Raw genomic sequence first — 21,879 nt, forward strand, 5'->3', positions numbered from 1 at the left:
CTCCAGCACGGGGGCGGCGATGTTCTGGTCCTTTGGCGCGGCAAAGCTGTTGATCACCGTCATCGAGGGATAGCTCTGGAACCCGAATTCCGAGCAGAAACGCGGGGCGACATCGCGGTAATGGTCGAATTCGCCGCCTTCATGCCAGACCGACCAGAAGTGCATGTCGCCCGCCCCGTCATTGTGCCAGGTATCCGCGAAATTCAGCGGCCCCGCACAGGGAGAAGAGGGCCACCAGTTCGCCTCGGGGTCGGTGGCAAGCAGCGCGTCTTCCAGCGTCCGGTTCAGTCGGTCGTAGTTCGCAAGGTAACGGTCGCGGTCGGCGCGGGTCTCTTCGAACCAGGTCAGGGCACCGACAAGTTCATTGTCGCCGCACCAAAGCGCGAGCGAGGCATGGTGTTGCAGGCGCTGCACAGTCTCGACCGCCTCGGCCCGCACGTTGGCAAGGTAATCGCGGTCCGAAGGATAGATGTTGCAGGAGAACATGAAGTCCTGCCAGACCATCAGGCCCAGTTCATCGCAAAGATCATAGAACCAGTCGGCCTCATACCGGCCACCGCCCCAGACGCGGATCATGTTCATGTTGGCGTCAACGGCGGATTGCAGCAGGTCGCGGGTCTTTTCGGGCGTGATCCTGCCCGCCAGTGCGTCGGCGGGAATCCAGTTGGCACCCTTGGCAAAGATATCGCGGCCGTTCACGCGGAATTTGAAGCCCAGACCAGAGGCGTCGGGCTCGGTGACGCATTCCATCCGGCGCAAACCGATCCTGCGGGTCGTTTCGACGCCCTTACCCGCGACGGTCAGGTCATAAAGCGGCTGCTTGCCCTGCCCCGCCGGCCACCACAAATCGGGGCTTTGCACGCGCAGAGAGGCCGCGCATTTCCCATTCACGACCGGTGCGGTGACCGACTGACCGGCGATCTGGAAGGTCAGCGTGTCGGCGATATGGTTTGTCAGGGCGGTGACCTGAAGGGTGACGCCGCCTGCGTCGTGTTTCTGATGCACCAGAACCGCGTCGATGCGCGGGCGATCTGCCGGTTCGATCCGCATCTCGCCATAGATGCCGAAAGGGGCCAGCGCGATGTTCCAGTCCCAGCCGTAATCGCACTGCGGCTTGCGCAGCAGGTTGACGTTGGGGATCGGGTTGTTGCCTTCCTGATATGGCAGGTAGAAAGGCTGCCCCGCCTGCAAGGCGGCGGCATGCGCGATGGAGTTCTTGAAGGTCAAGGCGATCTCGTTTTCGCCGACCTTTGCCACGCCGCCCAGCGGAATGCGGAAGGTGCGGAACGCGTTATCACAGGTGAAGACATGCGCGCCGTTCACACGCACCTCGACGATCGTATCGACCCCGGACAGGACAAGGTCCACCTCTGTCCGGTCCAGCGTCACTGTCCGCCCTGCCGTCCAGTCCCTTTCGGCGATCCAGCGCAGGTCGTATTCGTTCCGGCCCCAATAGGGATCGGGGATCAGCCCTGCGTCATGCAGGGCCGTGATACCGTCCGTCGGCAGAGCAATTGCGCAGGTATGCTGCCCCCTGTCATCCGACAGGGACCAGTCACCCGACAGTATCAGTGGTGTCACAAACGGTCCTCGGTGGATTTGTCGAAGAGTGATGCCTTGGATGGGTCGATGCCGATGGCGATCGTGGCGCCCGCCCTCACCTTGGCCTGACCGTCCATCCGGATGCGGAAGGCGTGGCGGCCCAGCTTGGCATAGACCAGCGTGTCGGACCCCATGGGTTCGACCAGATCGACATCGACCTGATATTGCAGCGGCGCATTGGGGACCAGTTCACCCGTCACCACATGCTCGGGCCGGATGCCGATGATCGCAGGGCGGTCGGCCGTCTGCGGGGCGGCGAATTCGTAACCCGTCATCGGCATGACCATATCGTCGACCTTGAAGCTGCCGCCTTCCAGATGGCCTTCGAGGAAGTTCATGGAAGGCGAGCCGATGAAATCGGCCACATAAAGGTTGCGCGGCTTGTTGTAGATTTCGTCAGGAGACGAAAGCTGCATGATCTTGCCCCCCTTCATGATCGCGATCCGGTCGGCGAGGGTCATCGCCTCGATCTGGTCGTGGGTCACATAGATCATGGTGTTCTGCAACTGGTTGTGCAGCCGCTTCAGTTCCACGCGCAGGTCAACGCGCAGCTTGGCATCGAGGTTCGACAGCGGTTCGTCGAAGAGAAACACATCCACATCGCGGACCAGCGCGCGACCGATGGCGACACGCTGGCGCTGACCACCCGACAATGCCCCCGGCTTGCGGTCCAGAAGCGGCTCGATCTGCAGGATCTCGGCGGCCCGGGCGACACGCTTGTCGATCTCGGCTTTCGGCACCTTGGCGTTCTTCAGACCGAACGACAGGTTCCCGCGCACCGTCATTTGCGGGTAAAGCGCGTAGGACTGGAACACCATGCCGATGCCGCGCTCGGACGGTTCGGCCCATGTGACGTTGTTGCCCTTGATGAAAATCTGCCCGTCGGTGATCTCCAGCAGGCCCGCGATGCAGTTCAGCAAGGTGGATTTCCCGCAACCGGACGACCCCAGCAGCACGAGGAACTCCCCTTCGTTGATGTCCAGATCGAGGTTCTGCAGGACCTTGACCGGACCGAACGACAGATCGAGTTTCTTGATTTCAACAGAATGGTTCATGGATCAGCCTTTCACAGCACCCGCAGCGATGCCGCGCACGAAGAGTTTGCCAGAGGCGAAGTAGATGACGAGCGGAACAAGGCCGGTCAGCAGCGTGGCTGCCATGTTGACGTTGTATTCCTTGACGCCCTGCACCGAGTTCACGATGTTGTTCAGCTGGACCGTCATCGGATAGGTTTCGGGTTTGGTGTAGATCACCCCGAAGAGGAAGTCGTTCCAGATACCGGTGACCTGAAGGATGATCGCCACGACGAAGATCGGCAGCGCCATCGGCAACATGATCTGGAAATAGATCTGCCAGAACCCCGCGCCGTCGACCCGGGCGGCCTTGAACAATTCCTCTGGCACGGATGCGAAATAGTTGCGGAAGAGCAGCGTCAGGATCGGCATCCCGAAGACCGTATGCACCAGCACCAGCCCCCAAAGATCACCCATCAGCCCGATTTCCCGCAGCATGATCACGATGGGGTAAAGCATCGTCTGGTAGGGAATGAAGGCCCCGATGATCAGGATGGTGAAGAAGACCTCGGACCCTTTGAACTTCCACAAGGACAGCGCGTAACCGTTGACGGACGCGATGGCGATGGACAGCACCACCGACGGGATCAGGATCTGCACCGAATTCCAGAACCCTTTCGACAGCCCTGTGCAGTCAAGCCCTGTGCAGGCCTGCGACCATGCCTTGACCCATGGCTCGAAGGTGACTTCCAATGGCGGGCCGAAGACATTGCCCAGACGGATCTCGGGCATCCCTTTCAGCGAGGTCACGATCATCACGTAGAGCGGCAGCAGGTAATACATACTGACGAGGATCAACGTGCCGTAAAGGAAGATATTCGCACGGCTGAACCGCCGTTTCGGTTTCGGCCCCTTCGGACCGCTGAAGGCGGCAGCGCCTGCGTGCATGGTTGTATCAGCCACGTTTCTTGCCTCCGAATTCCAGGTAAGCCCAAGGGATCAGGATGATCACCACCGAGCAGAGCATCATGGTCGAGGCCGCAAAGCCCTGCCCGAGGTTCTGCGCGCGGAACATGTATTCGATCACATACTTCGCGGGCACTTCGGAACTGAGGCCCGGGCCACCGCCCGTCTGGGCGACGACAAGGTCGTAAAGCTTGATGATGCCCGATGCGATCAGCACCAGCGAGGTGATGAAGACAGGCCGCATCATCGGGATGATCACGACCACATAGGTCTTGATCGTGCCGATCCCGTCGACCTTGGCGGCCTTCCAGATATCCTCGTCGATGCCGCGCAGGCCGGCCAGCATGATGCACATGATCAGACCCGTCCCCTGCCAGAGACCCGCGATCAGCAGGCCGAACATCACGATATCGGGGTTGTTGAGCGGATCGAAGGTGAAGCTTTCCCAGCCCCAGCTTCGCACCACGTTCTGCATGCCGAACTGCGGGTTCAGGATCCACTGCCACGCCAGGCCTGTCACGACGAAGGACAGCGCGAAGGGATAGAGAAAGATCGTGCGGAACGCGCTTTCAAACCGGATCTTCCTGTCAAGGCAGGCCGCAAGGCAGAAGGCGATGACCAGCGTCAGGATCATCGAACAGACGCCGTAGATGGCAAGGTTCTTGATCGAGATGATCCAGCGGTCGGTCGACCAAAGGCGCACGTATTGGTCGAAGCCGACGAAGGTCTCGCGCGGCAGCATCCGTGAGTTGGTGAAAGAATAGATGACCGTCCATGCGGTTCCACCGACGAAGACGCAAAGTGCGGTCAGGATCATCGGGATCGAAGCGATCTTGGCGGACATATTCCGGAAAAGGCGTATCGGGCGCTTGGCACCGCTGGTGGCGGACAGGGCCACCCGTTCATCGGCCACTGACATGGCATCCCCCCTTTTTGGCTTTTGATCCGATCTTGTGCCGGATTGACGTCAATTGCCCAAAAGGCCCACGACGCGCAGGGCGCCGCAGGCCATCTGGGAGGAGTGCTTAGTCAGCGCTTGCGATGATCGCGGCGTATTTCTCCTGCGCTTCGGCAGCAGACATATCCGACGTCCAGAACTGCGCCATCAGGTCTTCGATCTGGGTTTGCGTATCAGCCGAGAGCGACTGGTCGCCCGATGGCAGGATGCCACCGTCTGCCAGAATCTGGAGACCCTTCTGCATGCAGCCGTTGGCGGCGGACATGTCGATGTCACCCCGCACAGGCAGCGAGCCTTTGGCAAGGTTGAAGGCCACCTGAACCTCGGGCGAGATCAGCAGGGCGGCCAGTTCTTTCTGGGCGGCTGTGATCTCGGGATCGCTGTTGAGCGGGAAGTAGAAGGCGTCACCGCCCGTATCGAGGATGGCGTTCAGCCCCAGACCGGGCAGGCAGGAGTAATCCTGACCCTCGACCGCACCTGCGACGGCGAATTCGCCCTGCGCCCAGTCACCCATCAGTTGCGCACCGGCCTGACCGGTGATCACAAGGTTGGTGGCCTGGTTCCAGTCCTGAACGGTGCTGCTGCGGGCCAGTTCGCGGGCATCGGCGGCCGCCTCGAATACGGCGGCATAGCTTGGGCCTGCGGCGACATCGGCATTCTTGTTCACGGTCACTTCGCGCCAGTCATCAAGACCCGCCACCGCAAGGGTGATCGCGCCGAAGGCAAGGTTCTGCTGCCAGCCCTGCTGACCCATGGCCAGCGGGATCACGCCCGCCGCTTCGAGTGCAGGGGCGGAATCGACGAATTCGTTCCAGTCGGTCGGCACGTCCAGCCCGGCCTTTTCATAGGCTTCATGGCTCAGCCACAGCCACTGCGCCGAGTGGATGTTGACCGGCACGCAGTAGATGCGGCCATCCAGCGTGCAGCTGTCCAGAAGCGAGGACGGGTTGACGATGTCTGTCCATCCGCCGGCTTCCGCCACATCGGTCAGGTCCAGCATCAGGCCGGCCTCGATCAGTTCCTCGGCCTGACGGCCGTGGTTCAACTGGGTCGCGGCCATCGGGTCGCCGCCCAGAATGCGGGAAATGATGATCGGGCGGGCGGTGCCGCCGGAACCGGCGATCGCGCCGTCCAGCCATGTATTGCCGGTCGCGTTCCAGGCCTCGGCGAACTTCGCAACAGCGGCGGCTTCGCCACCGGATGTCCACCAATGGGTGACTTCAAGCTCAACGGCAGATGCCGCGGATGCGCTGACGAGTGCGGTTGCCGCCAGCAGTTTGGTTGACAATTTCACGATCTTCTCCTCCCTGGTTCTAAATCGTTGTAGAAGAGCCTATAACGATTTAGATTGACCTAGCAAGACAATTTCTGCAGACTGGGAAAAATCGCTACGGCACCGCATAACGCTTTGTTGTTAGGATATTTTTGCCGAGATGCATCCTGCTTTCCGGTGAAATTTCAGAGGTCCGAAGGCACTGCCGAAAAGGTGCGAAAAGACATGACAGACGCAAAGCAAACCCCTGCGGCAACGCAAGCGATGTTATCGCTAACGAAAAAGCCGACCCTCAAGACGATTTCGCGAATCAGCGGACTTGCGGTGCCGACGGTTTCGCGCGCGCTGAATGATGCGCCCGACATCGGCGCCGAGACCAAGCGACTGATCCGCAAGATCGCCGCCGAGATCGGCTATGTCCCGAACCGTGCGGGCGTGCGTCTGCGCACCGGGCGCACGAACGTGATCAGTCTGGTGATGTCGACCGAGCATGACATGATGAACCACACCGCGCGGCTGATCGCCTCGGTCGCGGGCGGGCTGCGGAACACGCCTTATCACCTGATCGTGACACCCTACTTCCCCGATCAGGACCCGATGGTGCCTGTCCGCTATATCGTCGAGACCGGATCGGCCGACGCCATCATCATGAACCAGATCGAGCCCCAGGACCCGCGCGTCGCCTATCTGATGGAGCGCGGCTTTCCCTTCGCCACGCACGGGCGCACGGATTGGGCCGACCAGCACCCCTATTTCGATTTCGACAACCATGCCTTCGGGTCCATTGCCGCCAAGCGGCTGACCGGACGCGGACGCGGCAACATCTATGTCGTCGCACCACCACAGACGCAGGCCTATGCGCGGCATCTGGTGGCAGGCGTGCGCGAAGCCGCCAAGACTTCCGGTGCGCAGGTCGTCATCGCAGAAGGCGTCACCAGCGATTCGCCCAGTCGCGATGTCGTCGATCATGTCATCGCACGGCTGCAGGCGGACCCGTCGATTGATGCGATCCTGACGGCCTCGACCTCTTCCGCCATGGCCGCCGTCGCCGCCATCGAGGCGAGGGGCCGCACCGTCGGCGACACCATCGACGTCTTCTCGAAAGAGGCCGTGCCGTTCCTGCGCCTGTTCCGGAAGGACATCCTGACGGTGTCCGAAGAGGTCGGCACCGCCGGTGCTTTCCTTGCCAAGGCCGCCATGCAGGCGATCCGCCAACCGGATGCGCCGCCGTTGCAGGGCCTCGAGGTCCCGTCAGACGAGGCGTCCTAGCTGCGCCACCATGTCATCGACGCTTTGGTCGATCCGCAGGGTGGCGAAGGTCATCGCCGGCACCTGAAGCGTGGCGAACTGGCTGTCCAGCAGCGACGCAGGCATGAAGTGGTCGCTGCGGACAGACAGACGCGCGGCCACCAGATCGCGCGGGGCGTCGAGATAGATCACCCGCAGTTCGGGGATGCGCTGGCGCAGGTAATTGCGGTAGGACCGGCGCAGGGCGGAACAGGCGAAGACCGTATCCGAATGCGCGCGCGCGGCGTTGACGGCCTGCGACAGCAGGTCCAGCCATGGCCATCGCATCTCGTCGGTCAGCGGGTGCCCTGCCGCCATGTGATCGACGTTGCTTTGCGGGTGGTAGTCGTCGCCGTCCAGAAAACGCCCGCCGATGGATTTGGCGAAGGCGGCACCAACCGTGGATTTGCCGCAACCGGACACACCCATCACCATGAACGCGCGCTGCATCCTAACGCCCCGGGATCTGACCGCGGCGTTCGCCCTTGCCTTCCCATGTGTCGATGGCGTCGATCGCCTCTTGCGCCGTTTCGACGAACCGGAAGAGCGTCAGGTCTTCGGCCGAGATTGTCCCCGCCTCGGCCAGCGCCTCCCAGTTGATGATCTTTTCCCAGAAGGCGCGGCCGAACAGCAGGAAGGGCACGCGCGCCATCCGGCCGGTCTGGATCAGGGTCAATGCTTCGAATGTTTCATCCAGCGTGCCGAACCCGCCCGGAAAGATGCAAATGGCCGAGGCGCGGGTCAGGAAGTGCATCTTGCGGATCGCGAAGTAGTGGAAATTGAAACACAGCGCAGGCGTGACGTAAGGATTGGGCGCCTGTTCGTGCGGCAGCACGATGTTCAGCCCGATGGACCGCCCGCCCGCCTCTTCGGCGCCACGGTTTCCCGCCTCCATCACGCCGGGTCCGCCGCCGGTGACGATGATGTCCTTGCGCCCGCCCGAGGCCAGCGAGCGTTCGGTCATCAGCCGCGCGAATTCCCGCGCCTCGTCGTAGTAGCGCGACAGGTCCGCAAGGGTCTGCGTGCGCGCGGTGTCCTTCTTGCCCGGTTCCGGTATCCGCGCCCCGCCGAACAGGACCACGGTCGAATCCACCCCCGCCTCGTTCATCAGCATCTCGGGCTTGAGCAGTTCCAGTTGCAACCGCACTGGCCGCAGTTCCTCACGGCAGAGGAAATCGGGATCGGCAAAGGCCAGCGCATAGGTCGGTGACCGGGTCTGCGGCGTATCGGGGTAACGGGTGACCGCCTCGCGGTCCTGATGGCTGTCGCGCAGCGGATGGACGGGATCGTCTTTCATCGGGGTGCCTCACTTCTCCTTGTGGCCCACCAAACCCTGTGCGGCCCCAAGATGCAATCATGCGCGCTATCGGACTGCGACGGATTGCCAAGTGTCCGCTGTTTTCATATGGCAGGTCGCAGATAGCCTGAGGACCGTGACATGACCGACAACGCCGCGCTTGAAATCGCCATCGAAGCCGCCTGGGAGGCGCGCGATACGGTCACCTCTGCCACCAAGGGCAAGACCCGCGAGGCGATCGAGGAAACGCTGAACGCGCTCGATCGCGGGAAACTGCGGGTGGCGGAAAAGCAGGCGGATGGCAGCTGGCATGTGAACCAATGGGCCAAGAAGGCGGTCCTCTTGGGTTTCCGGATCAAGGATATGGAACCGCAGACAGGCGGCCCGCAGGGCGGCGGCTGGTGGGACAAGGTCGACAGCAAGTTTGCCGGATGGAAGAAGAAGGACTGGAAGGCCGCCGGTTTCCGTGCGGTGCCGAACTGCGTGGTGCGCAAGTCCGCCTATATCGCGCCCGGTGTCGTGCTGATGCCGTCTTTCGTGAACCTCGGCGCTTATGTGGATGAGGGCACGATGGTCGACACATGGGCGACCGTCGGGTCCTGCGCGCAGATCGGCAAGAACGTGCATCTGTCGGGTGGTGTCGGCATCGGCGGTGTGCTGGAACCGATGCAGGCGGGTCCCACCATCATCGAGGACAACTGCTTTATCGGCGCCCGTTCCGAGGTGGTCGAAGGCTGCATCGTCCGCGAAGGCGCGGTGCTTGGCATGGGTGTCTTCATCGGCAAATCGACCAAGATCGTCGACCGCGACACCGGCGAGGTCATCTATGGCGAAGTGCCGCCCTATTCGGTGGTCGTCGCAGGGTCGATGCCGTCCAAGAACAACATCAATCTCTACTGCGCGGTGATCGTCAAGCGCGTGGACGAAAAGACCCGCTCGAAAACCGCCATCAACGAGTTGCTGCGGGACTGACGCGCCATGATCCTCAGCCGCATCCTTGCCCGCAGGCGGATCAAGGCGGGGGTGCGGCCCTCGTTCAAGGCGGCGTGGCTGCCGGTCGTCTTCGACGTGCTGGTGATCGGCCTGATCCTTGCATGGCTGTTCCTGCCTGCGGTGTCGGCCACGATCATCATGAACCTCTCGCTGTTCTGGCGCATCCTGTTCCTGATGGTGGTGATCTATGCGCCCTTGCAGATCGTGATCATCGTCTCGACGATCTGGGCGGTCCGGTCGCGCTGGGAAGAGGACGAAACCGAATGAACAAGCCCAAGAAGCCCCATCAGGTCTACACGCTGCTGGTCGAGGTCGGCCGCAATGCAGGCGATGGCCTGCCAGAGGGTGCCACCGGGGCCGCCCTGATGTGCTATGCCAGCGGCGTGGACGAGGCCGAGGCGGTGCGCGAAACGGTGGCGATCCTCAAGCAGGCGGACCTGGCACCGCTGGATGTCTCGGGCTACGGCACGCTGGCGGAACGGCTGGCCGAAGGGCACGACATCGACGATGACGAACAGGCGCTGATGCAGCGCGCGCTGGACGAAAACAGCGTGATCGTGGCGCAGATGACGCCGTTCTTCGATGATCCGGTTTCAGACGGTGCAGACCAGGGCTGACCGGTAGGTGGCACCAAGGGTCAGCAGTTGCAGGATCGCGAAGGCGGCGGTAAAGCCCTTGCGCTTTGCCAGCAACCGAACCGTCGCCTGCCGCGCTGCAAGCAGGAAAGTGGCCAGCGTTCCGATCACGGCAAGCAGCACCATCACCATGATCCGCGACCCGGTGTAACCGACCATGCATGCCAAACTGCCAATGGCATAATCCGCCGTGGCCCAGATTGCCAGGAAGGCGACGGCGGCCTGCGCGATGGCGATAATCAGCGCGACATTGTGGACGGTTGATCCCTTGGGTCGCTGCATGACCAGCACGGCAAGCCCCGCCAAGATCAGGACAATCCATACGGAAGACGGTGTGACGGCGACATAGATCATGGGCATGTCTTGCACGGGCGTAAGCGCCGCTCAAGCATGATTTGGCGGCTGGCCATTGCCGTATTGCCGACCGATAATGCGATATGTCTGTCATTCTGCACTCTGCCATCCCCGAAGCCCTCACGGGAAACGCGGCCCTTCCGGGCACGCGGCCCTGCGATCCGGACGACTGGCTGCGCGTGGATGAGGTCTATGCCCCGCAAATGGCCTATCGCGCCGCATTGCTGCGGGACAAGCGCGCGGCGGTGCTTTTTGCGCCTGACGATGCGCTGGACCCCGCGCGCGAGCTGCTGGAAGAAACGCTGGCGATCCTGCCGGTCAAGGGGTTCACCGTCGCGGGCGGCACGGTCGGATGCCCCGACGGGCGCGAAGTGCAAATCGACCGCAATGCGCCCCTGCTGACCCTTGGCCATCTGGTGCAAGAGGACCTTTGCATCCTTGAAAAACGCGGATCCGAGCATGTGCTGACCGGTGCTGCCTTGTGCTTTCCGGCAAGCTGGCGACTGGCCGACAAGGTGGGCCGTCCGCTGACCACGATCCACGATCCCGTGCCCGCCTATGACGGCAATATCGCCGCCCGCGTGCAACGTCTTTTCGACGGGGTGCAGGTGGGTCGCCCGCTTTGGCGGTTCAACCGCCTGCGCTATGCCGACCCCGATCTGCACCAGCCCGTAAGGCAGGACCCCGACGCCCCCCGCCCCTATCACCGGTCAGAACGGCAATGCATCCTGCGCCTGCCACGCACGCAGGCGGTGGTCTTTACCATCCATACCTATGTCGTAGGTGACCCCGCGATTGCATCCCCCGCCCCACCCCGCTAGCCATGGGGCAAAGGAGCTACCCCATGCCTGTCGATCCCGTTGCCCTGACCGCCGATCTGGTCCGCTGCCCCTCGATCACGCCCGCGGAAGGCGGTGCGCTGGTGCATCTCGAAAAGGTGCTGACCGAGGGCGGCTTTCACTGCACCCGCGTGGATCGGGGCGGGGTGGCGAACCTCTTTGCCCGCTGGGGGCGGCAGGGGGCGAACCGGACCTTCGGCTTCAACGGTCATACCGATGTGGTGCCCTTGGGGGACGAGGCTGCATGGACCATGCCGCCCTTCGGGGGGCAGATCAAGGACGGGTATCTCTTTGGGCGCGGCGCGACGGACATGAAATCGGGCGTTGCGGCCTTTGCCGCTGCCGCGATTGACTTTGTGGCCGAGACCCCGCCCGACGGGGCGATCATCCTTGCGATCACCGGCGACGAAGAAGGTGACGCGACCGACGGCACGACCGCTCTTCTTGACTGGATGGCCGCCAATGGCGAGAGGATGAGCATCTGTCTGGTGGGCGAGCCGACCTGCCCCGATGTCATGGGCGAAGCGATGAAGATCGGGCGGCGCGGGTCGATGGCGGCCTTTTTCACCGTGACCGGCGTGCAGGGACATGCGGCCTATCCGCATCGCGCCAGAAACCCGATGCCCGCGATGGCGCGGCTGATGGATGCGCTGTCGTCCCGCGCGCTGGATGAGGGGACCGACCATTTCGATCCCTCCTCGCTACAGGTGCTGACCATCGACACCGGCAATCCCGCGACCAACGTGATCCCCGCGCAGACCCACGCGACCGTGAACATCCGCTTCAACGATGCCCATGACAGCGCAGCCCTGACCGCGTGGATGCAAGGCGAGGCCGACAAGGTCGCCGCCGACTTCGGCGTGCAGGTCGCGATGCGGGTCAAGGTATCCGGCGAAAGCTTTGTCACCCCGCCGGGCGCGCTGTCCGATCTGGTCGGCAAGGCGGTCGAGGCCGAGACAGGGGTAAAACCCGCACTCTCGACCTCCGGCGGCACCTCGGACGCGCGGTTCGTCAAGGATCATTGCCCGGTCGTCGAATTCGGCCTGACGGGCAAGACGATGCATCAGGTGGACGAAAGGGTGAAGGTGGACGAAATCCGACAGCTCAAGGCGATCTATGCCCGTATCCTGCGCGACTATTTCGGCTAGAGACCCGGCGTTTTGGAAAACTCTGGACCAATTTCTGCGAAAGAAATTGGCGGCCTTCGGGGGGCGTGATACGGCGATAGCATGACACGTATCCCCTCGAAGTCCGAAATCCTCGACTGGATTTTCGCGAACCCCACCAAGACCGCGAAACGCGATATCGCGAAGGCCTTCGGCATCAAGGGGGCGGCGCGGATCGATCTCAAGCGCGCCCTGCGCGAATTGCAAGACGACGGCAAGCTCGCCAAGCGCCGGTCCTCCTATCGCGACGCCGAGGAACTGCCCCCCGTTGCAGTGCTGGAAATCATGGCCCCCGATGCCGACGGCGACATCTTCGCGCGCCCGCTGGAATGGACCGGCGAAGGGGCCGAGCCGCGTATCCTGATGCTGCTGCGCGAAAGCGATCCGGCCTTGGGCGCGGGCGACCGTATCCTCGGCCGCCTGACCGTCGACAAGACCGAGGATCATTCCCACACCGCCCGCATGATCCGCCGGATCGGTGCGAACCCCTTGCGGATTGTCGGCATCTTCCGTGCAGGGTCCGAAGGCGGACGCATCCTGCCCATCGACAAGGGCGCGGACAAGCAATGGACGGTCGCCGCAGGGGCAACAGGCGGGGCCAAGGATGGCGAATTGGTCGAGGCGGAACAGGCCGGCCCCAAGGGCCGCTTGGGTCTGCCCAAGGCGCGGATCGTCGCGCGGCTGGGCGACCCGACAGCGCCGCGCGCGGTTTCACTGATCGCCATTCACCAGCACGGCATCCCCGATCACTTTCCCGATGAGGTCGTAGAAGAGGCCGCACGGGCCGAAGCAGCGCCCCTGGGCAAGCGTCGCGACCTGCGCGACCTGCCGCTGATCACCATCGACCCATGGGATGCGCGTGACCGCGACGACGCCTGCCTTGTCCTGCCGGATACCGATCCGAAAAACGCAGGCGGCCATATCATCTGGGTCGCGATTGCTGATGTGGCGCATTACGTGCGCCCCGGTGCCGCGCTCGACCGCGAGGCGCGCAAGCGCGGCAACTCCACCTACTTCCCCGACCGCGTCGTGCCGATGCTGCCGGACCGGCTGTCGGGCGACCTTTGCTCTTTGCACGAAGGGGTCGAACGCGCCTGCCTTGCCGTCGAAATGCGGATCGATGCGGCAGGCAACAAGATCGACCACCAGTTCCATCGCGGGCTGATGAGGTCCGTCGCCTCGCTGAATTATGAAGAGGTGCAGGCAGGCGTCGACGGGCAACCAAGCGACAAGGTCGCCCCGCTGATGGACGGGATCATCACCCCGCTTTACGGCGCCTTTGCGGCGCTGACGCAGGCGCGCGCGCGGCGGCAGCCGCTGGACCTCGACCTGCCGGAACGCCAGATCGTGCTGGACGACAAGGGCAAGGTGACCTCGGTCCGCTTCAAGGAACGGCTGGACGCGCACCGGCTGATCGAGGAATTCATGGTGCTGGCCAATGTCGCCGCCGCCGAGACGCTGATTGCCAAGAAATCCCCGCTGCTGTTTCGCGTGCACGAAGAACCCGATCCCGACAGGCTGGAGGCGCTGCGCGAGGTCGCGCAAGCCTCGGGCCTGAACCTCGCCAAGGGGCAGGTGCTGAAGACCGCGCATCTGAACCAGCTCTTGCGCGGGGCCGAGGGCACCGAGAACGACGAGATGATCAACATGGCCACCTTGCGCGCCATGACGCAGGCCTATTACAGCCCCGACAACTTCGGGCACTTCGGCCTTGCCCTGCGGTCCTATGCGCATTTCACCTCGCCCATCCGGCGCTATGCCGACCTGATCGTGCATCGCGCGCTGATCGCCGCCCACGGCTGGGGTCACGATGGCCTCAGCCCTTGGGACGTCGAGAACCTCGCCGATACCGCCAAACAGATCAGCGATACCGAGCGCCGCTCGATGGCGGCGGAACGCGACACGACCGACCGCTATCTGGCGGCCTTCCTGTCCGATCGCGTGGGGGCCGAACTGACGGGCAAAATCAGCGGGATCGCGAAATTCGGGGTCTTCGTGAAACTGGATGAAACCGGCGCGGATGCGATGATCCCGATCCGGACCTTGGGGCGCGAGTATTTCCACTATGACGCGGACAGCCAGACGCTGATGGGGTCCGATACCGGCACCGTCATCGGGCTGGGTCAACGCGCGACCGTGAAACTGGCCGAGGTCGCACCGACCACCGGCGGGCTGATCGTCGAACTGGTCGCGCTGGACGACCGCATCATGCCGCGCGGCCCTTCGGTGGGCCGCGGCAAGCCGCCCCGCCGCAAGCAAGGGGCCGCCCGCAAGGCCGCCGCCAAGACCGCGCGCAAGGTCAAGCGGACGCGGAAATAGTCCCGACCGGAAAACCGGCGGTTTCCCGCGCCGCTACGCAGTTGTGATGTTGCGGCGCCATGGCTTCGGCTATGATGAGAAAAAAACCAGAGGAGCAGGCAGATGCAACGCAGGACGATGATCATTGGCGCCGTGACGGGGGCGGTTATCGCAACGACCACAGCCGCACAGGCCGACGGGTTCCAGCGATGGATCGCGGGGTTTCGCGGACGCGCACGGGCGGCGGGGATCACCGACCGGACCCTTGATGCGGCTTTCGCAGATGTGCGCTATCTGCCCGACAGCATCGAGCGCGACCGCAATCAGGCCGAATTCGTCAGGCCCTTGGCCGACTACATGGCGACGGCGGTCTCGGATGCACGGGTCAGCAACGGTCGCGAGAACGTGCAGCGCCATGCCGGTGTCCTTGCGGCCATCGACCGGCGTTTCGAGGTCGAGGGGCATGTCGTCACCTCGGTCTGGGGGATGGAAAGCAACTATGGCCAGCGCCGGGGTGATGTGCCGCTGATCTCGACGCTGGCCACGCTGGCCTATGACGGGCGGCGCGGGCAGTTCTTCGAAAGCCAGTTGATCGCGGCCTTGCGCATCCTGCAAAACGGCGATGTCGCCCCGCGCAACATGACCGGATCATGGGCGGGGGCGATGGGCCACACGCAGTTCATTCCCACATCTTATGAAGCTTATGCCGTCGATTTCACCGGTGACGGGCGGCGCGATATCTGGGCGGATGACCCCAGCGACGCGCTCGCCTCGACCGCTGCCTATTTCCGGCGCTTCGGCTGGCAACGCGGCCAGCCCTGGGGGGTCGAGGTGATCCTGCCGCGCGGGTTCGACTTTAACCAGACCGGCCGGGCGGTGACGCGCGCGCCATCGGACTGGGCGGCGCAAGGCGTTGTCGGCGTCGATGCGCGCGCGGTGCCGAATTATGGCAACGCCGATCTGATCACGCCGACCGGCGCGGGCGGTCCGGCCTTCCTGATCTTCCGCAACTACGATGTCATCGCGCGCTACAACAACGCCGAGGCCTATATCATCGGCGTCGGCCATCTGGCCGACCGGATCAGGGGTGCCGGACCCTTGCGCACCCCGTGGCCCGCCGGTGAACGGGGCCTGAACCGCGCCGAGCGGATCGCGTTGCAGCAGCGGCTGACCAATGCGGGGTTCTCGACCCAAGGGGTCGATGGGCGGATCGGGCCGAACTCGCGTGCGGCGATCCGCGCCTACCAGCGCAGTCAGGGGCTGATCCCGGACGGGCATCCCTCGGTCGGGTTGCTGGAACGTCTGCGGTAGCGGTCAGAGCCTGTCGCGGAACGCGGCAAGCACCTGTTCATAGACCGCGCGCTTGAAGGGCACGATATTGGCGACAAGATCGCCCGCATCCATCCATTTCCAAGCCGTGAATTCGGGATGGTCGGTGTCGAGGTCGATCTGGTCGTCGGTGCCCTGATACCGCATCAGAAACCACTTCTGCGCCTGCCCGCGATAGCGCCCGCCCCAGATGTTCGGGACCAGATCGTGCGGGATGTCGTAGGGGATCATTCCGGCGGTCTCGGCCTCGATCATCACGCGGGTCGCGGGGATGCTGGTTTCCTCGAACAGCTCGCGCAGGGCGGCGTCGCGCAGGTCTTCGCCCTTGTCGACACCGCCTTGCGGCATCTGCCATGCATCCGTGTCACGGTCGCGGCGCTGGGCGACGAAGACCTTGCCGTCGCGGTTGGCCAGCATGATGCCGACGCAAGGCCGATAGGGGAGTTTCGCGATCTCTTCAGGGGACATGGGCGGCCTTCAACTTGGGTCTGCTTTCCCTTTTGCGGTGTGCAAGGCGGTTAGGCAAGCCTGCAAGCTCAGGCGATGACCAGCCGCGTCTCGTGCCGGATCCTTGCAGCGATCCATGTCAGATGGTCGCGCCGGACGGCGATGCAACCCGCCGTCGGCCGCCCCGGCCCGCGCCACTGGTGTATGAAAATCGCCGAGCCGCGCCCCTTCACCGCATAGGGCCAATTCCAGTCCGTCAGGATGACCAGATCATACATCGGATCAGGCCGGCGCAGCCGTTCGTGACTGTGGGGATAAGGCGCGCGGACCATCAGGTTGTAATCCTCGTGCGCCGGGTCGTCGGACCACAGATCAGAGGGACCGATCGGCAGGGCCCAATCGGCAGGGCGCTCCATCCGGTCGGGACGGTAGAGCATCCCGACGATTCGGTGCGTGCCACGCGGCGTCGCGCCGTCGCCTTCGCGCTTGCGCGCGGTCAGCCCACCGCGCCCGATGGTGCAGGGAAAGCGGCGGTTCATGAACCGCAGATGGGTCGGGGTCAGGACAAGGTCGGTGGGTTTCATGGCTGTCGATCCAGTGGCAGCGGGTCGGATAGGGTGCAACGCAGCCCTGCCTGCGCGCCGGTCATGATGCCTAGCCCGCGGGATGCCGCAAGGGCAAAGAGCGCAGACAGCCAAAGACGCGCTTTCGGTCCCGAAAATCCCATTGCCCGACTATAGCAAATGCCCCGACTTCGCCGCCTTGGTCGCCAGATAATGATGGTTGTGCCGGTTCTCGCCCACTTTCAGGGGGACACGCGCGACCACCTGCAGCCCGCAGGCGTTCATCCGGTCCACCTTGGCGGGGTTGTTGGTCAAAAGGCGCACCTGCGAAAACCCCATCCGCCGCAGGATGTCGGCACCGATGCGGAAATCGCGCTCGTCATCCTCGAACCCCAGCCGGTGGTTGGCCTCGACCGTGTCGAACCCCTGATCCTGCAAGGAATAGGCCCGCATCTTGTTGGCCAGACCGATCCCGCGCCCTTCCTGATTGAGGTAAAGCAGCACCCCTGCCCCTTCCGCGCCCATCTGCGCCAGCGCGCCACGCAACTGCGGGCCGCAATCGCATTTCAGCGACCCCAGCAGATCGCCGGTGAAACAGGCCGAGTGCAGCCGCGACAGGACCGGCTTGCTGCGGTCGGGCTGGCCGATCTCGACGGCGTAATGTTCCTCGCCGCCGTCATCGGGGCGGAAAATGTGCAGACGGCCCGCCTCGGAAACCTCGAGCGGCAGGCGCGCGTTCACGATGGGACGCAAGGGGCTGAGGGCTGTGTCGCGGGTCGCAGCCTCGGGCACCATGGTCAGGTTGTGATCCAGCGCAAAGGCCTGCGCATTTGCGACAGGCATCACCAAGGCGGCAGGCAACAGGCGCGCGGACTTCACAAGCGCGATGGCCGCGCGGTGCAGATCGGCGGACCCGTCGCGCACGGTCTGCAAGGGGCCCTTCATCGGGTTGCGCAGATCGTCGGCGGGATCGGCAACCGCCTGCACCCATGCAAGCGTCGCATCCTGCGGCAAGGCCACCCGCGCCAGATCACCGTCATAGGCGCGGGCCTTCAGTGTCTCGGCCCGCCACGAGGTGATCGCAAGCACGGGCATCCCCATCGCGCGCAGGTCGGCAAAACGCACCGCATCCAGTGTCTCGACCGCAAAGATGATCGCGCCGCCTTCCAGAACGATGGGCACACCCATGCGCAGGTCGGCCCGGGCACGGGCCAGACGCTCGGTTATGTCGGGGGAAAAACCCATCGTGCACCTTTCTGTTTGTTTCACCTGATAGCCGTTTCCGCCGCCAAGTGAAACAATTGCCCGTCAAATCACACGTCCGTGTGAAACGATCATCACCTGACTTGTTGATCACGTAGCAACACCACAAATGTTACACGCAAGACGGAGGAAAGGCGCACATGGCACAGTTGAAGAAGATTTTGCTGGTGGACGATGACGACGACCTGCGCGAGGCGCTGGGCGAACAATTGCTGATGACCGAAGACTTCGACGTTTTCGAGGCCGACGACGGCGCCAGCGCCATGGTGAAGGCGAAAGAGGGTCTTTATGACCTGATGATCCTCGACGTGGGCCTGCCGGACACCGACGGGCGCGAGTTGTGCCGCCTGCTGCGCAAACAGGGCATCAAATGTCCGATCGTGATGCTGACCGCACAGGACAGCGACGCGGACACCATCCTTGGCCTTGATGCGGGCGCCAATGACTATGTCAGCAAACCCTTCAAGTTTCCGGTTCTGCTGGCCCGTATCCGCAGCCAGTTGCGCACCCATGAACAGTCGGAAGACGCCATTTTCCAGCTTGGGCCCTACACGTTCAAACCTGCGCAGAAACTGCTGGTGACCGAGGATGACAAGAAGATCCGTCTGACCGAAAAAGAGACGAATATCCTCAAGTTCCTTTATCGCGCGACCGAAGGGGTCGTCGCCCGCGACGTGCTGCTGCACGAGGTCTGGGGCTACAATGCCGGTGTGACCACGCACACATTGGAGACACATATTTACCGTCTTCGTCAAAAAATAGAACCAGATCCGTCCAATGCCCGCCTTCTTGTTACCGAATCGGGTGGATATAGACTGGTGGCATAAGTGCTTTCCGGCGGCCCTGTGCTTCCCCTTGCTGGCCGCCGGTTCCCAAGTTCCCGCTGAAGATCGGGTTATATCTTCACCTCCCTGTTGGACTTGCCCGGGCCTTGCGCCCGGGCTTTTTTCTGTGCTGGTCATTTGCCCGCGAGTGCTTAAGTTGGGGTCAAAGCCATTTGGGAGACAGCAATGAAAACCGCCAAAGACTTCATGGACGAAGCGAATGCCGTCGTGCCGCGCTTGGGGCCAGAGGACGCCATTGCAAGATACAACGCGGGCGGTGGGGTCTTCATCGACGTGCGTGACAGCGGCGCGATTGCCAAATCGGGCACGATCAAGGGCGCGCACCGCATTGCCCGTGGCATGATGGAGTTCACCGCCGATCCCGAAACGCCTTTCTACAACGACGTGCTGCAAAAGGATGCCGCAATCTATCTGATCTGCGGGGCGGGCGGTCAGGCCGCCCTTGCGGGCAAGACGCTAATGGACATGGGCTATACCGATGTGACCAACATCGGTGGTTTTTCCGCGTGGAAAGACGCAGGCGGCCCGACCGAGGATTAGGCCAGCGCCTGCGCCCAATCCGCGGTCAGATCGTCGATATCCTCGATCCCGACCGAGACGCGGATCAGATTTTCAGGGATCCCGGTATGCGGCTCGATGGTGTGCCGGTGTTCCACAAGGCTTTCGACACTGCCCAGTGACGTCGCACTCAGGAACAGCCGCAGCTTGCCGGTGACGGCAAGTGCCCGTTCCCGATCGCCCTTGACCAAGACGGACATCAGGCTGCCGAAGCCGCCTGTCATCTGTTTTTGCGCGATGGCGTGGCCTGCATGATGCGGCAGGCCGGGGTAGAAGACATCCGCGACCTGATCATGGGCCAGCAGAAATTCGGCCAGCCTTTGCGCATTCCAGCTCATCCGTTCCACCCGTAACGGCAGGGTCCGCATGGCGCGGGTCAGAAGCCAGGCCTCGAACGGACCGAGGATTGCGCCAGCCATCTTGCGGTCGTTGCGGATGGTCTTCCAAACAGGCGATGAGGCATCCCGCGTTGACAGAACGCCCGCCAGCACGTCCGAATGCCCGTTGATCGCCTTGGTGGCCGAGTGCATCACGATATCCGCGCCGAAATCCAGCGCGCGGGTCAGGATCGGCGTGGCGGCGGTTGCATCGACGACCAGGATCCCGCCTGTCGCGGCTTTCACCGCAGCGATATCGACCGACTTCAGCCACGGGTTCGAGGGGGTCTCGATATGGACGAGGTCCGCCCGATGCGCCCGACAATGCGCGACCAGATCCTCGGCTGGAACTTCGCTCAGGGTCAGGCCGCGCCTTGTGCAGAATTCGCGGACCCAAGCCGTGGTGCCATAGTATATCCCCGCCTGAACCACGACATGGGCCGCGTTCGGCAGGGTCTGAAGCACAGCGGCAGTCGCGGCCATACCCGAGGGGAAAAGCATCGTTTCCTCTGCCCCTTCGAGCCTGCGAATGACCTCTTCCGCCTGCCGCAGGTTGTCGGAGTCGGGGCGTGAATAAAGATTGTCGGGGCGGACGAGATTGTAACCCTCGTCCCGCAGGAACGTGGTCGAAGGCTGGAGTGCGGGCACCACGCCACCGGACTGCGGATCGATGGCGCCTGCGGCATGTGCGGCGATGGTCGCGGGTTTGTCTTTGTGGTCCATGGACACCTTGTTGAAGCGGCGCTGCGGGCAGGCAAGCCTCAGGTGACGAATGCGTCGCGCCCGTAGCCTTGCAGATAAAGAAGTGCCGTCAGATCGCCGTGATTGATGCGGATATCGCAAGCGGCCTGCACGACGGGTTTGGCGTGCAACGCGACCCCGGTGCCGGCCCGCGTGAGCATCCCCAGATCGTTTGCGCCATCGCCCACGGCCAGCACATCGGTTTCGGCAATGCCAAGCCGCGCGGTGATCTCTTCCAGTGCCTGCACCTTGGCGGCCTTGCCGAGAATCGGACGCGCCACGGCGCCGCTCAGTTTCCCATCGGCGACCAGCAGGGTATTCGCGCGGTTTTCATCGAAGCCCAAAGCGGCGGCGACGCGGCTGGTAAAGGCCGTGAACCCGCCCGAGACAAGGGCGGCATAGGCACCATGCGCCTTCATGGTGCTCACCAGTTCGTGGCCGCCGGGCATGTAGCTGATCCGCTGGTCCAGCACCTCTTCGATGATGCTTTCGGGCAGGTCGCGCAAAAGGCCCACCCGTTCGATCAGGGCCTCTTCGAAATCAAGCTCGCCATTCATGGCACGTGCGGTGATCGCCGCGACCCTTTCGCCCACGCCCGCTTCGGCGGCCAGTTCGTCGATACATTCCTGCCGGATCATCGTGCTGTCCATATCGGCCAGCAGCATATTCTTGCGGCGGCCTGCGGCGGGCTGCACAACCAGATCGACGCAGCCCTGTTGCAGGTCTTGCCAGACCTGCCATTGATTTTCGGGCGCCGTGGGAATGGCGAATTCCGCAGCTTCGTCGATGGCAAGCCAGACCACATCACCGCCCCCCCATGCATTGCGCAGATTGTCGACCAAGGCACGGTCTAGCCTGCGTTCCTGCGGGGTGGTGATCAAGGTGACGACATACATGCCGGTCTCTCCATTCGGGCCGTGGTGTTTCTAAAGCGCAAATGCAGCCGCGAGGCAATGCGCATCCCGTCAGTTTCCGATCGGCGTCTCGCCTGTCGCAAAATTTTCGCGAATTGCCGGTTTCCGGCAGCTCTTTCCCGTTGCGGCCAATCGCGGACAGGACTATCTGCGGCGGCGGG

At 63.3% G+C, this 21,879-nt stretch carries 23 protein-coding genes; 10 read left to right on the forward strand and 13 right to left on the reverse strand.

Annotated elements, in window-relative coordinates; genetic code table 11:
* The 5 genes from V7N12_RS00940 to V7N12_RS00960 form a co-directional block, all read right to left on the reverse strand.
* On the reverse strand, window positions 1-1,581 hold a 1,581-nt coding region (locus V7N12_RS00940), incomplete at its 3' end, for a glycoside hydrolase family 2 protein (RefSeq protein ID WP_333712012.1).
* Complete coding sequence (locus tag V7N12_RS00945; protein WP_333712013.1) at window positions 1,578-2,657, reverse strand: ABC transporter ATP-binding protein; 1,080 nt, start codon at window positions 2,655-2,657, stop codon at window positions 1,578-1,580. The genes V7N12_RS00945 and V7N12_RS00940, both read right to left, overlap by 4 nt.
* 3 nt (window positions 2,658-2,660) lie before the next feature.
* Complete coding sequence (locus V7N12_RS00950) at window positions 2,661-3,563, reverse strand: carbohydrate ABC transporter permease (RefSeq protein ID WP_333712135.1); 903 nt, start codon at window positions 3,561-3,563, stop codon at window positions 2,661-2,663.
* Between the two features lie 7 nt (window positions 3,564-3,570).
* On the reverse strand, window positions 3,571-4,500 hold the full coding sequence (locus V7N12_RS00955) for a carbohydrate ABC transporter permease (protein ID WP_333712015.1): 930 nt from the start codon (window positions 4,498-4,500) through the stop codon (window positions 3,571-3,573).
* Between the two features lie 106 nt (window positions 4,501-4,606).
* A complete protein-coding gene (locus V7N12_RS00960) occupies window positions 4,607-5,833 on the reverse strand; it encodes an ABC transporter substrate-binding protein (RefSeq protein WP_333712016.1) in 1,227 nt (408 codons plus the stop codon).
* Between the two features lie 243 nt (window positions 5,834-6,076).
* On the opposite strand from V7N12_RS00960, the gene V7N12_RS00965 reads away from it, so the two are divergent.
* On the forward strand, window positions 6,077-7,081 hold the full coding sequence (locus tag V7N12_RS00965; protein ID WP_333712136.1) for a LacI family transcriptional regulator: 1,005 nt from the start codon (window positions 6,077-6,079) through the stop codon (window positions 7,079-7,081).
* Here the strand turns inward: V7N12_RS00965 and V7N12_RS00970 are convergent.
* Window positions 7,064-7,549, reverse strand: coding sequence for a gluconokinase (locus V7N12_RS00970; protein WP_333712017.1), 486 nt, complete (start codon window positions 7,547-7,549; stop codon window positions 7,064-7,066). The genes V7N12_RS00965 and V7N12_RS00970 overlap by 18 nt on opposite strands.
* A 1-nt stretch (window position 7,550) precedes the next feature.
* Window positions 7,551-8,396 (reverse strand): TIGR00730 family Rossman fold protein, encoded by an 846-nt coding sequence (locus V7N12_RS00975; RefSeq protein ID WP_333712018.1) that lies wholly within the window; start codon window positions 8,394-8,396, stop codon window positions 7,551-7,553.
* A 141-nt stretch (window positions 8,397-8,537) separates the two neighbouring features.
* Between V7N12_RS00975 and dapD the strand changes: the two genes are divergently transcribed.
* The 3 genes from dapD to V7N12_RS00990 are packed head-to-tail and all read left to right on the forward strand — an operon-like array spanning window position 8,538 to window position 10,006.
* Window positions 8,538-9,368 (forward strand): 2,3,4,5-tetrahydropyridine-2,6-dicarboxylate N-succinyltransferase, encoded by an 831-nt coding sequence (dapD, locus tag V7N12_RS00980; protein WP_333712019.1) that lies wholly within the window; start codon window positions 8,538-8,540, stop codon window positions 9,366-9,368.
* A 6-nt stretch (window positions 9,369-9,374) separates the two neighbouring features.
* Entirely contained in the window at window positions 9,375-9,656 is a 282-nt protein-coding gene (locus tag V7N12_RS00985) for a hypothetical protein (RefSeq protein WP_333712020.1), read from the forward strand.
* Complete coding sequence (locus tag V7N12_RS00990; RefSeq protein WP_333712021.1) at window positions 9,653-10,006, forward strand: hypothetical protein; 354 nt, start codon at window positions 9,653-9,655, stop codon at window positions 10,004-10,006. The genes V7N12_RS00985 and V7N12_RS00990 overlap by 4 nt, the downstream gene beginning before the upstream one ends.
* Here V7N12_RS00990 and V7N12_RS00995 read toward each other — a convergent pair.
* Window positions 9,983-10,378, reverse strand: a complete 396-nt coding sequence (locus V7N12_RS00995) for a hypothetical protein (protein ID WP_333712022.1) — start codon at window positions 10,376-10,378, stop codon at window positions 9,983-9,985. The genes V7N12_RS00990 and V7N12_RS00995 overlap by 24 nt on opposite strands.
* Before the next feature lie 83 nt (window positions 10,379-10,461).
* Here V7N12_RS00995 and V7N12_RS01000 point away from each other — a divergent pair, with 83 nt between their 5' ends.
* The 4 genes from V7N12_RS01000 to V7N12_RS01015 all read left to right on the forward strand — a co-directional run bounded on the left by V7N12_RS01000 (window position 10,462) and on the right by V7N12_RS01015 (window position 15,992).
* Window positions 10,462-11,199 carry a heme-dependent oxidative N-demethylase family protein gene (locus tag V7N12_RS01000; RefSeq protein ID WP_333712023.1) on the forward strand — a complete coding sequence of 246 codons (738 nt, stop codon included), beginning with the start codon at window positions 10,462-10,464 and terminating at the stop codon, window positions 11,197-11,199.
* Between the two features lie 23 nt (window positions 11,200-11,222).
* Window positions 11,223-12,365, forward strand: a complete 1,143-nt coding sequence (dapE, locus tag V7N12_RS01005; protein WP_333712024.1) for a succinyl-diaminopimelate desuccinylase — start codon at window positions 11,223-11,225, stop codon at window positions 12,363-12,365.
* An 81-nt stretch (window positions 12,366-12,446) separates the two neighbouring features.
* Complete coding sequence (rnr, locus tag V7N12_RS01010; protein ID WP_333712025.1) at window positions 12,447-14,702, forward strand: ribonuclease R; 2,256 nt, start codon at window positions 12,447-12,449, stop codon at window positions 14,700-14,702.
* A 102-nt stretch (window positions 14,703-14,804) separates the two neighbouring features.
* Window positions 14,805-15,992, forward strand: a complete 1,188-nt coding sequence (locus tag V7N12_RS01015) for a lytic murein transglycosylase (RefSeq protein WP_333712026.1) — start codon at window positions 14,805-14,807, stop codon at window positions 15,990-15,992.
* Between the two features lie 3 nt (window positions 15,993-15,995).
* Here the strand turns inward: V7N12_RS01015 and V7N12_RS01020 are convergent, their stop codons facing one another.
* The 3 genes from V7N12_RS01020 to ribA form a co-directional block, all read right to left on the reverse strand.
* Window positions 15,996-16,478 (reverse strand): RNA pyrophosphohydrolase, encoded by a 483-nt coding sequence (locus V7N12_RS01020; RefSeq protein WP_333712027.1) that lies wholly within the window; start codon window positions 16,476-16,478, stop codon window positions 15,996-15,998.
* 68 nt (window positions 16,479-16,546) lie between these two features.
* Window positions 16,547-17,041: a L,D-transpeptidase family protein gene (locus V7N12_RS01025; protein ID WP_333712028.1), complete on the reverse strand. Its 495-nt coding sequence runs from the start codon at window positions 17,039-17,041 to the stop codon at window positions 16,547-16,549.
* 150 nt (window positions 17,042-17,191) lie between these two features.
* Window positions 17,192-18,265: a GTP cyclohydrolase II gene (gene ribA, locus V7N12_RS01030; RefSeq protein ID WP_333712029.1), complete on the reverse strand. Its 1,074-nt coding sequence runs from the start codon at window positions 18,263-18,265 to the stop codon at window positions 17,192-17,194.
* Between the two features lie 158 nt (window positions 18,266-18,423).
* Here ribA and V7N12_RS01035 point away from each other — a divergent pair, with 158 nt between their 5' ends.
* Both V7N12_RS01035 and V7N12_RS01040 read left to right on the forward strand, forming a co-directional pair.
* Window positions 18,424-19,110 carry a response regulator transcription factor gene (locus V7N12_RS01035; protein ID WP_333712030.1) on the forward strand — a complete coding sequence of 229 codons (687 nt, stop codon included), beginning with the start codon at window positions 18,424-18,426 and terminating at the stop codon, window positions 19,108-19,110.
* A gap of 183 nt (window positions 19,111-19,293) precedes the next feature.
* Window positions 19,294-19,668, forward strand: coding sequence for a rhodanese-like domain-containing protein (locus V7N12_RS01040; RefSeq protein WP_333712031.1), 375 nt, complete (start codon window positions 19,294-19,296; stop codon window positions 19,666-19,668).
* Here V7N12_RS01040 and V7N12_RS01045 read toward each other — a convergent pair.
* Both V7N12_RS01045 and serB read right to left on the reverse strand, forming a co-directional pair.
* Window positions 19,665-20,786 carry a trans-sulfuration enzyme family protein gene (locus V7N12_RS01045; protein ID WP_333712032.1) on the reverse strand — a complete coding sequence of 374 codons (1,122 nt, stop codon included), beginning with the start codon at window positions 20,784-20,786 and terminating at the stop codon, window positions 19,665-19,667. The two genes, V7N12_RS01040 and V7N12_RS01045, sit on opposite strands and share 4 nt — an antisense overlap.
* A 38-nt stretch (window positions 20,787-20,824) precedes the next feature.
* Window positions 20,825-21,700: a phosphoserine phosphatase SerB gene (gene serB, locus V7N12_RS01050; protein ID WP_333712033.1), complete on the reverse strand. Its 876-nt coding sequence runs from the start codon at window positions 21,698-21,700 to the stop codon at window positions 20,825-20,827.
* Between the last annotated feature and the right edge of the window lie 179 nt (window positions 21,701-21,879).

Origin of the sequence: Yoonia sp. (genome assembly GCF_036770585.1) — a bacterium.
In the GTDB taxonomy this organism is placed as follows: domain Bacteria; phylum Pseudomonadota; class Alphaproteobacteria; order Rhodobacterales; family Rhodobacteraceae; genus Yoonia.

What these genes read in the sequence shown, in the direction of transcription:
- V7N12_RS00945 (WP_333712013.1), bottom strand. Translation starts at nt 2,657, where the DNA reads ATGAACCATTCTGTTGAAATCAAGAAACTCGATCTGTCGTTCGGTCCG.
- V7N12_RS00950 (WP_333712135.1), bottom strand. Translation starts at nt 3,563, where the DNA reads ATGCACGCAGGCGCTGCCGCCTTCAGCGGTCCGAAGGGGCCGAAACCG.
- V7N12_RS00955 (WP_333712015.1), bottom strand. Translation starts at nt 4,500, where the DNA reads ATGTCAGTGGCCGATGAACGGGTGGCCCTGTCCGCCACCAGCGGTGCC.
- V7N12_RS00965 (WP_333712136.1), top strand. Translation starts at nt 6,077, where the DNA reads ATGTTATCGCTAACGAAAAAGCCGACCCTCAAGACGATTTCGCGAATC.
- V7N12_RS00970 (WP_333712017.1), bottom strand. Translation starts at nt 7,549, where the DNA reads ATGCAGCGCGCGTTCATGGTGATGGGTGTGTCCGGTTGCGGCAAATCC.
- V7N12_RS00975 (WP_333712018.1), bottom strand. Translation starts at nt 8,396, where the DNA reads ATGAAAGACGATCCCGTCCATCCGCTGCGCGACAGCCATCAGGACCGC.
- dapD (WP_333712019.1), top strand. Translation starts at nt 8,538, where the DNA reads ATGACCGACAACGCCGCGCTTGAAATCGCCATCGAAGCCGCCTGGGAG.
- V7N12_RS00985 (WP_333712020.1), top strand. Translation starts at nt 9,375, where the DNA reads ATGATCCTCAGCCGCATCCTTGCCCGCAGGCGGATCAAGGCGGGGGTG.
- V7N12_RS00990 (WP_333712021.1), top strand. Translation starts at nt 9,653, where the DNA reads ATGAACAAGCCCAAGAAGCCCCATCAGGTCTACACGCTGCTGGTCGAG.
- V7N12_RS00995 (WP_333712022.1), bottom strand. Translation starts at nt 10,378, where the DNA reads ATGATCTATGTCGCCGTCACACCGTCTTCCGTATGGATTGTCCTGATC.
- V7N12_RS01000 (WP_333712023.1), top strand. Translation starts at nt 10,462, where the DNA reads ATGTCTGTCATTCTGCACTCTGCCATCCCCGAAGCCCTCACGGGAAAC.
- dapE (WP_333712024.1), top strand. Translation starts at nt 11,223, where the DNA reads ATGCCTGTCGATCCCGTTGCCCTGACCGCCGATCTGGTCCGCTGCCCC.
- rnr (WP_333712025.1), top strand. Translation starts at nt 12,447, where the DNA reads ATGACACGTATCCCCTCGAAGTCCGAAATCCTCGACTGGATTTTCGCG.
- V7N12_RS01015 (WP_333712026.1), top strand. Translation starts at nt 14,805, where the DNA reads ATGCAACGCAGGACGATGATCATTGGCGCCGTGACGGGGGCGGTTATC.
- V7N12_RS01020 (WP_333712027.1), bottom strand. Translation starts at nt 16,478, where the DNA reads ATGTCCCCTGAAGAGATCGCGAAACTCCCCTATCGGCCTTGCGTCGGC.
- V7N12_RS01025 (WP_333712028.1), bottom strand. Translation starts at nt 17,041, where the DNA reads ATGAAACCCACCGACCTTGTCCTGACCCCGACCCATCTGCGGTTCATG.
- ribA (WP_333712029.1), bottom strand. Translation starts at nt 18,265, where the DNA reads ATGGGTTTTTCCCCCGACATAACCGAGCGTCTGGCCCGTGCCCGGGCC.
- V7N12_RS01035 (WP_333712030.1), top strand. Translation starts at nt 18,424, where the DNA reads ATGGCACAGTTGAAGAAGATTTTGCTGGTGGACGATGACGACGACCTG.
- V7N12_RS01040 (WP_333712031.1), top strand. Translation starts at nt 19,294, where the DNA reads ATGAAAACCGCCAAAGACTTCATGGACGAAGCGAATGCCGTCGTGCCG.
- V7N12_RS01045 (WP_333712032.1), bottom strand. Translation starts at nt 20,786, where the DNA reads ATGGACCACAAAGACAAACCCGCGACCATCGCCGCACATGCCGCAGGC.
- serB (WP_333712033.1), bottom strand. Translation starts at nt 21,700, where the DNA reads ATGTATGTCGTCACCTTGATCACCACCCCGCAGGAACGCAGGCTAGAC.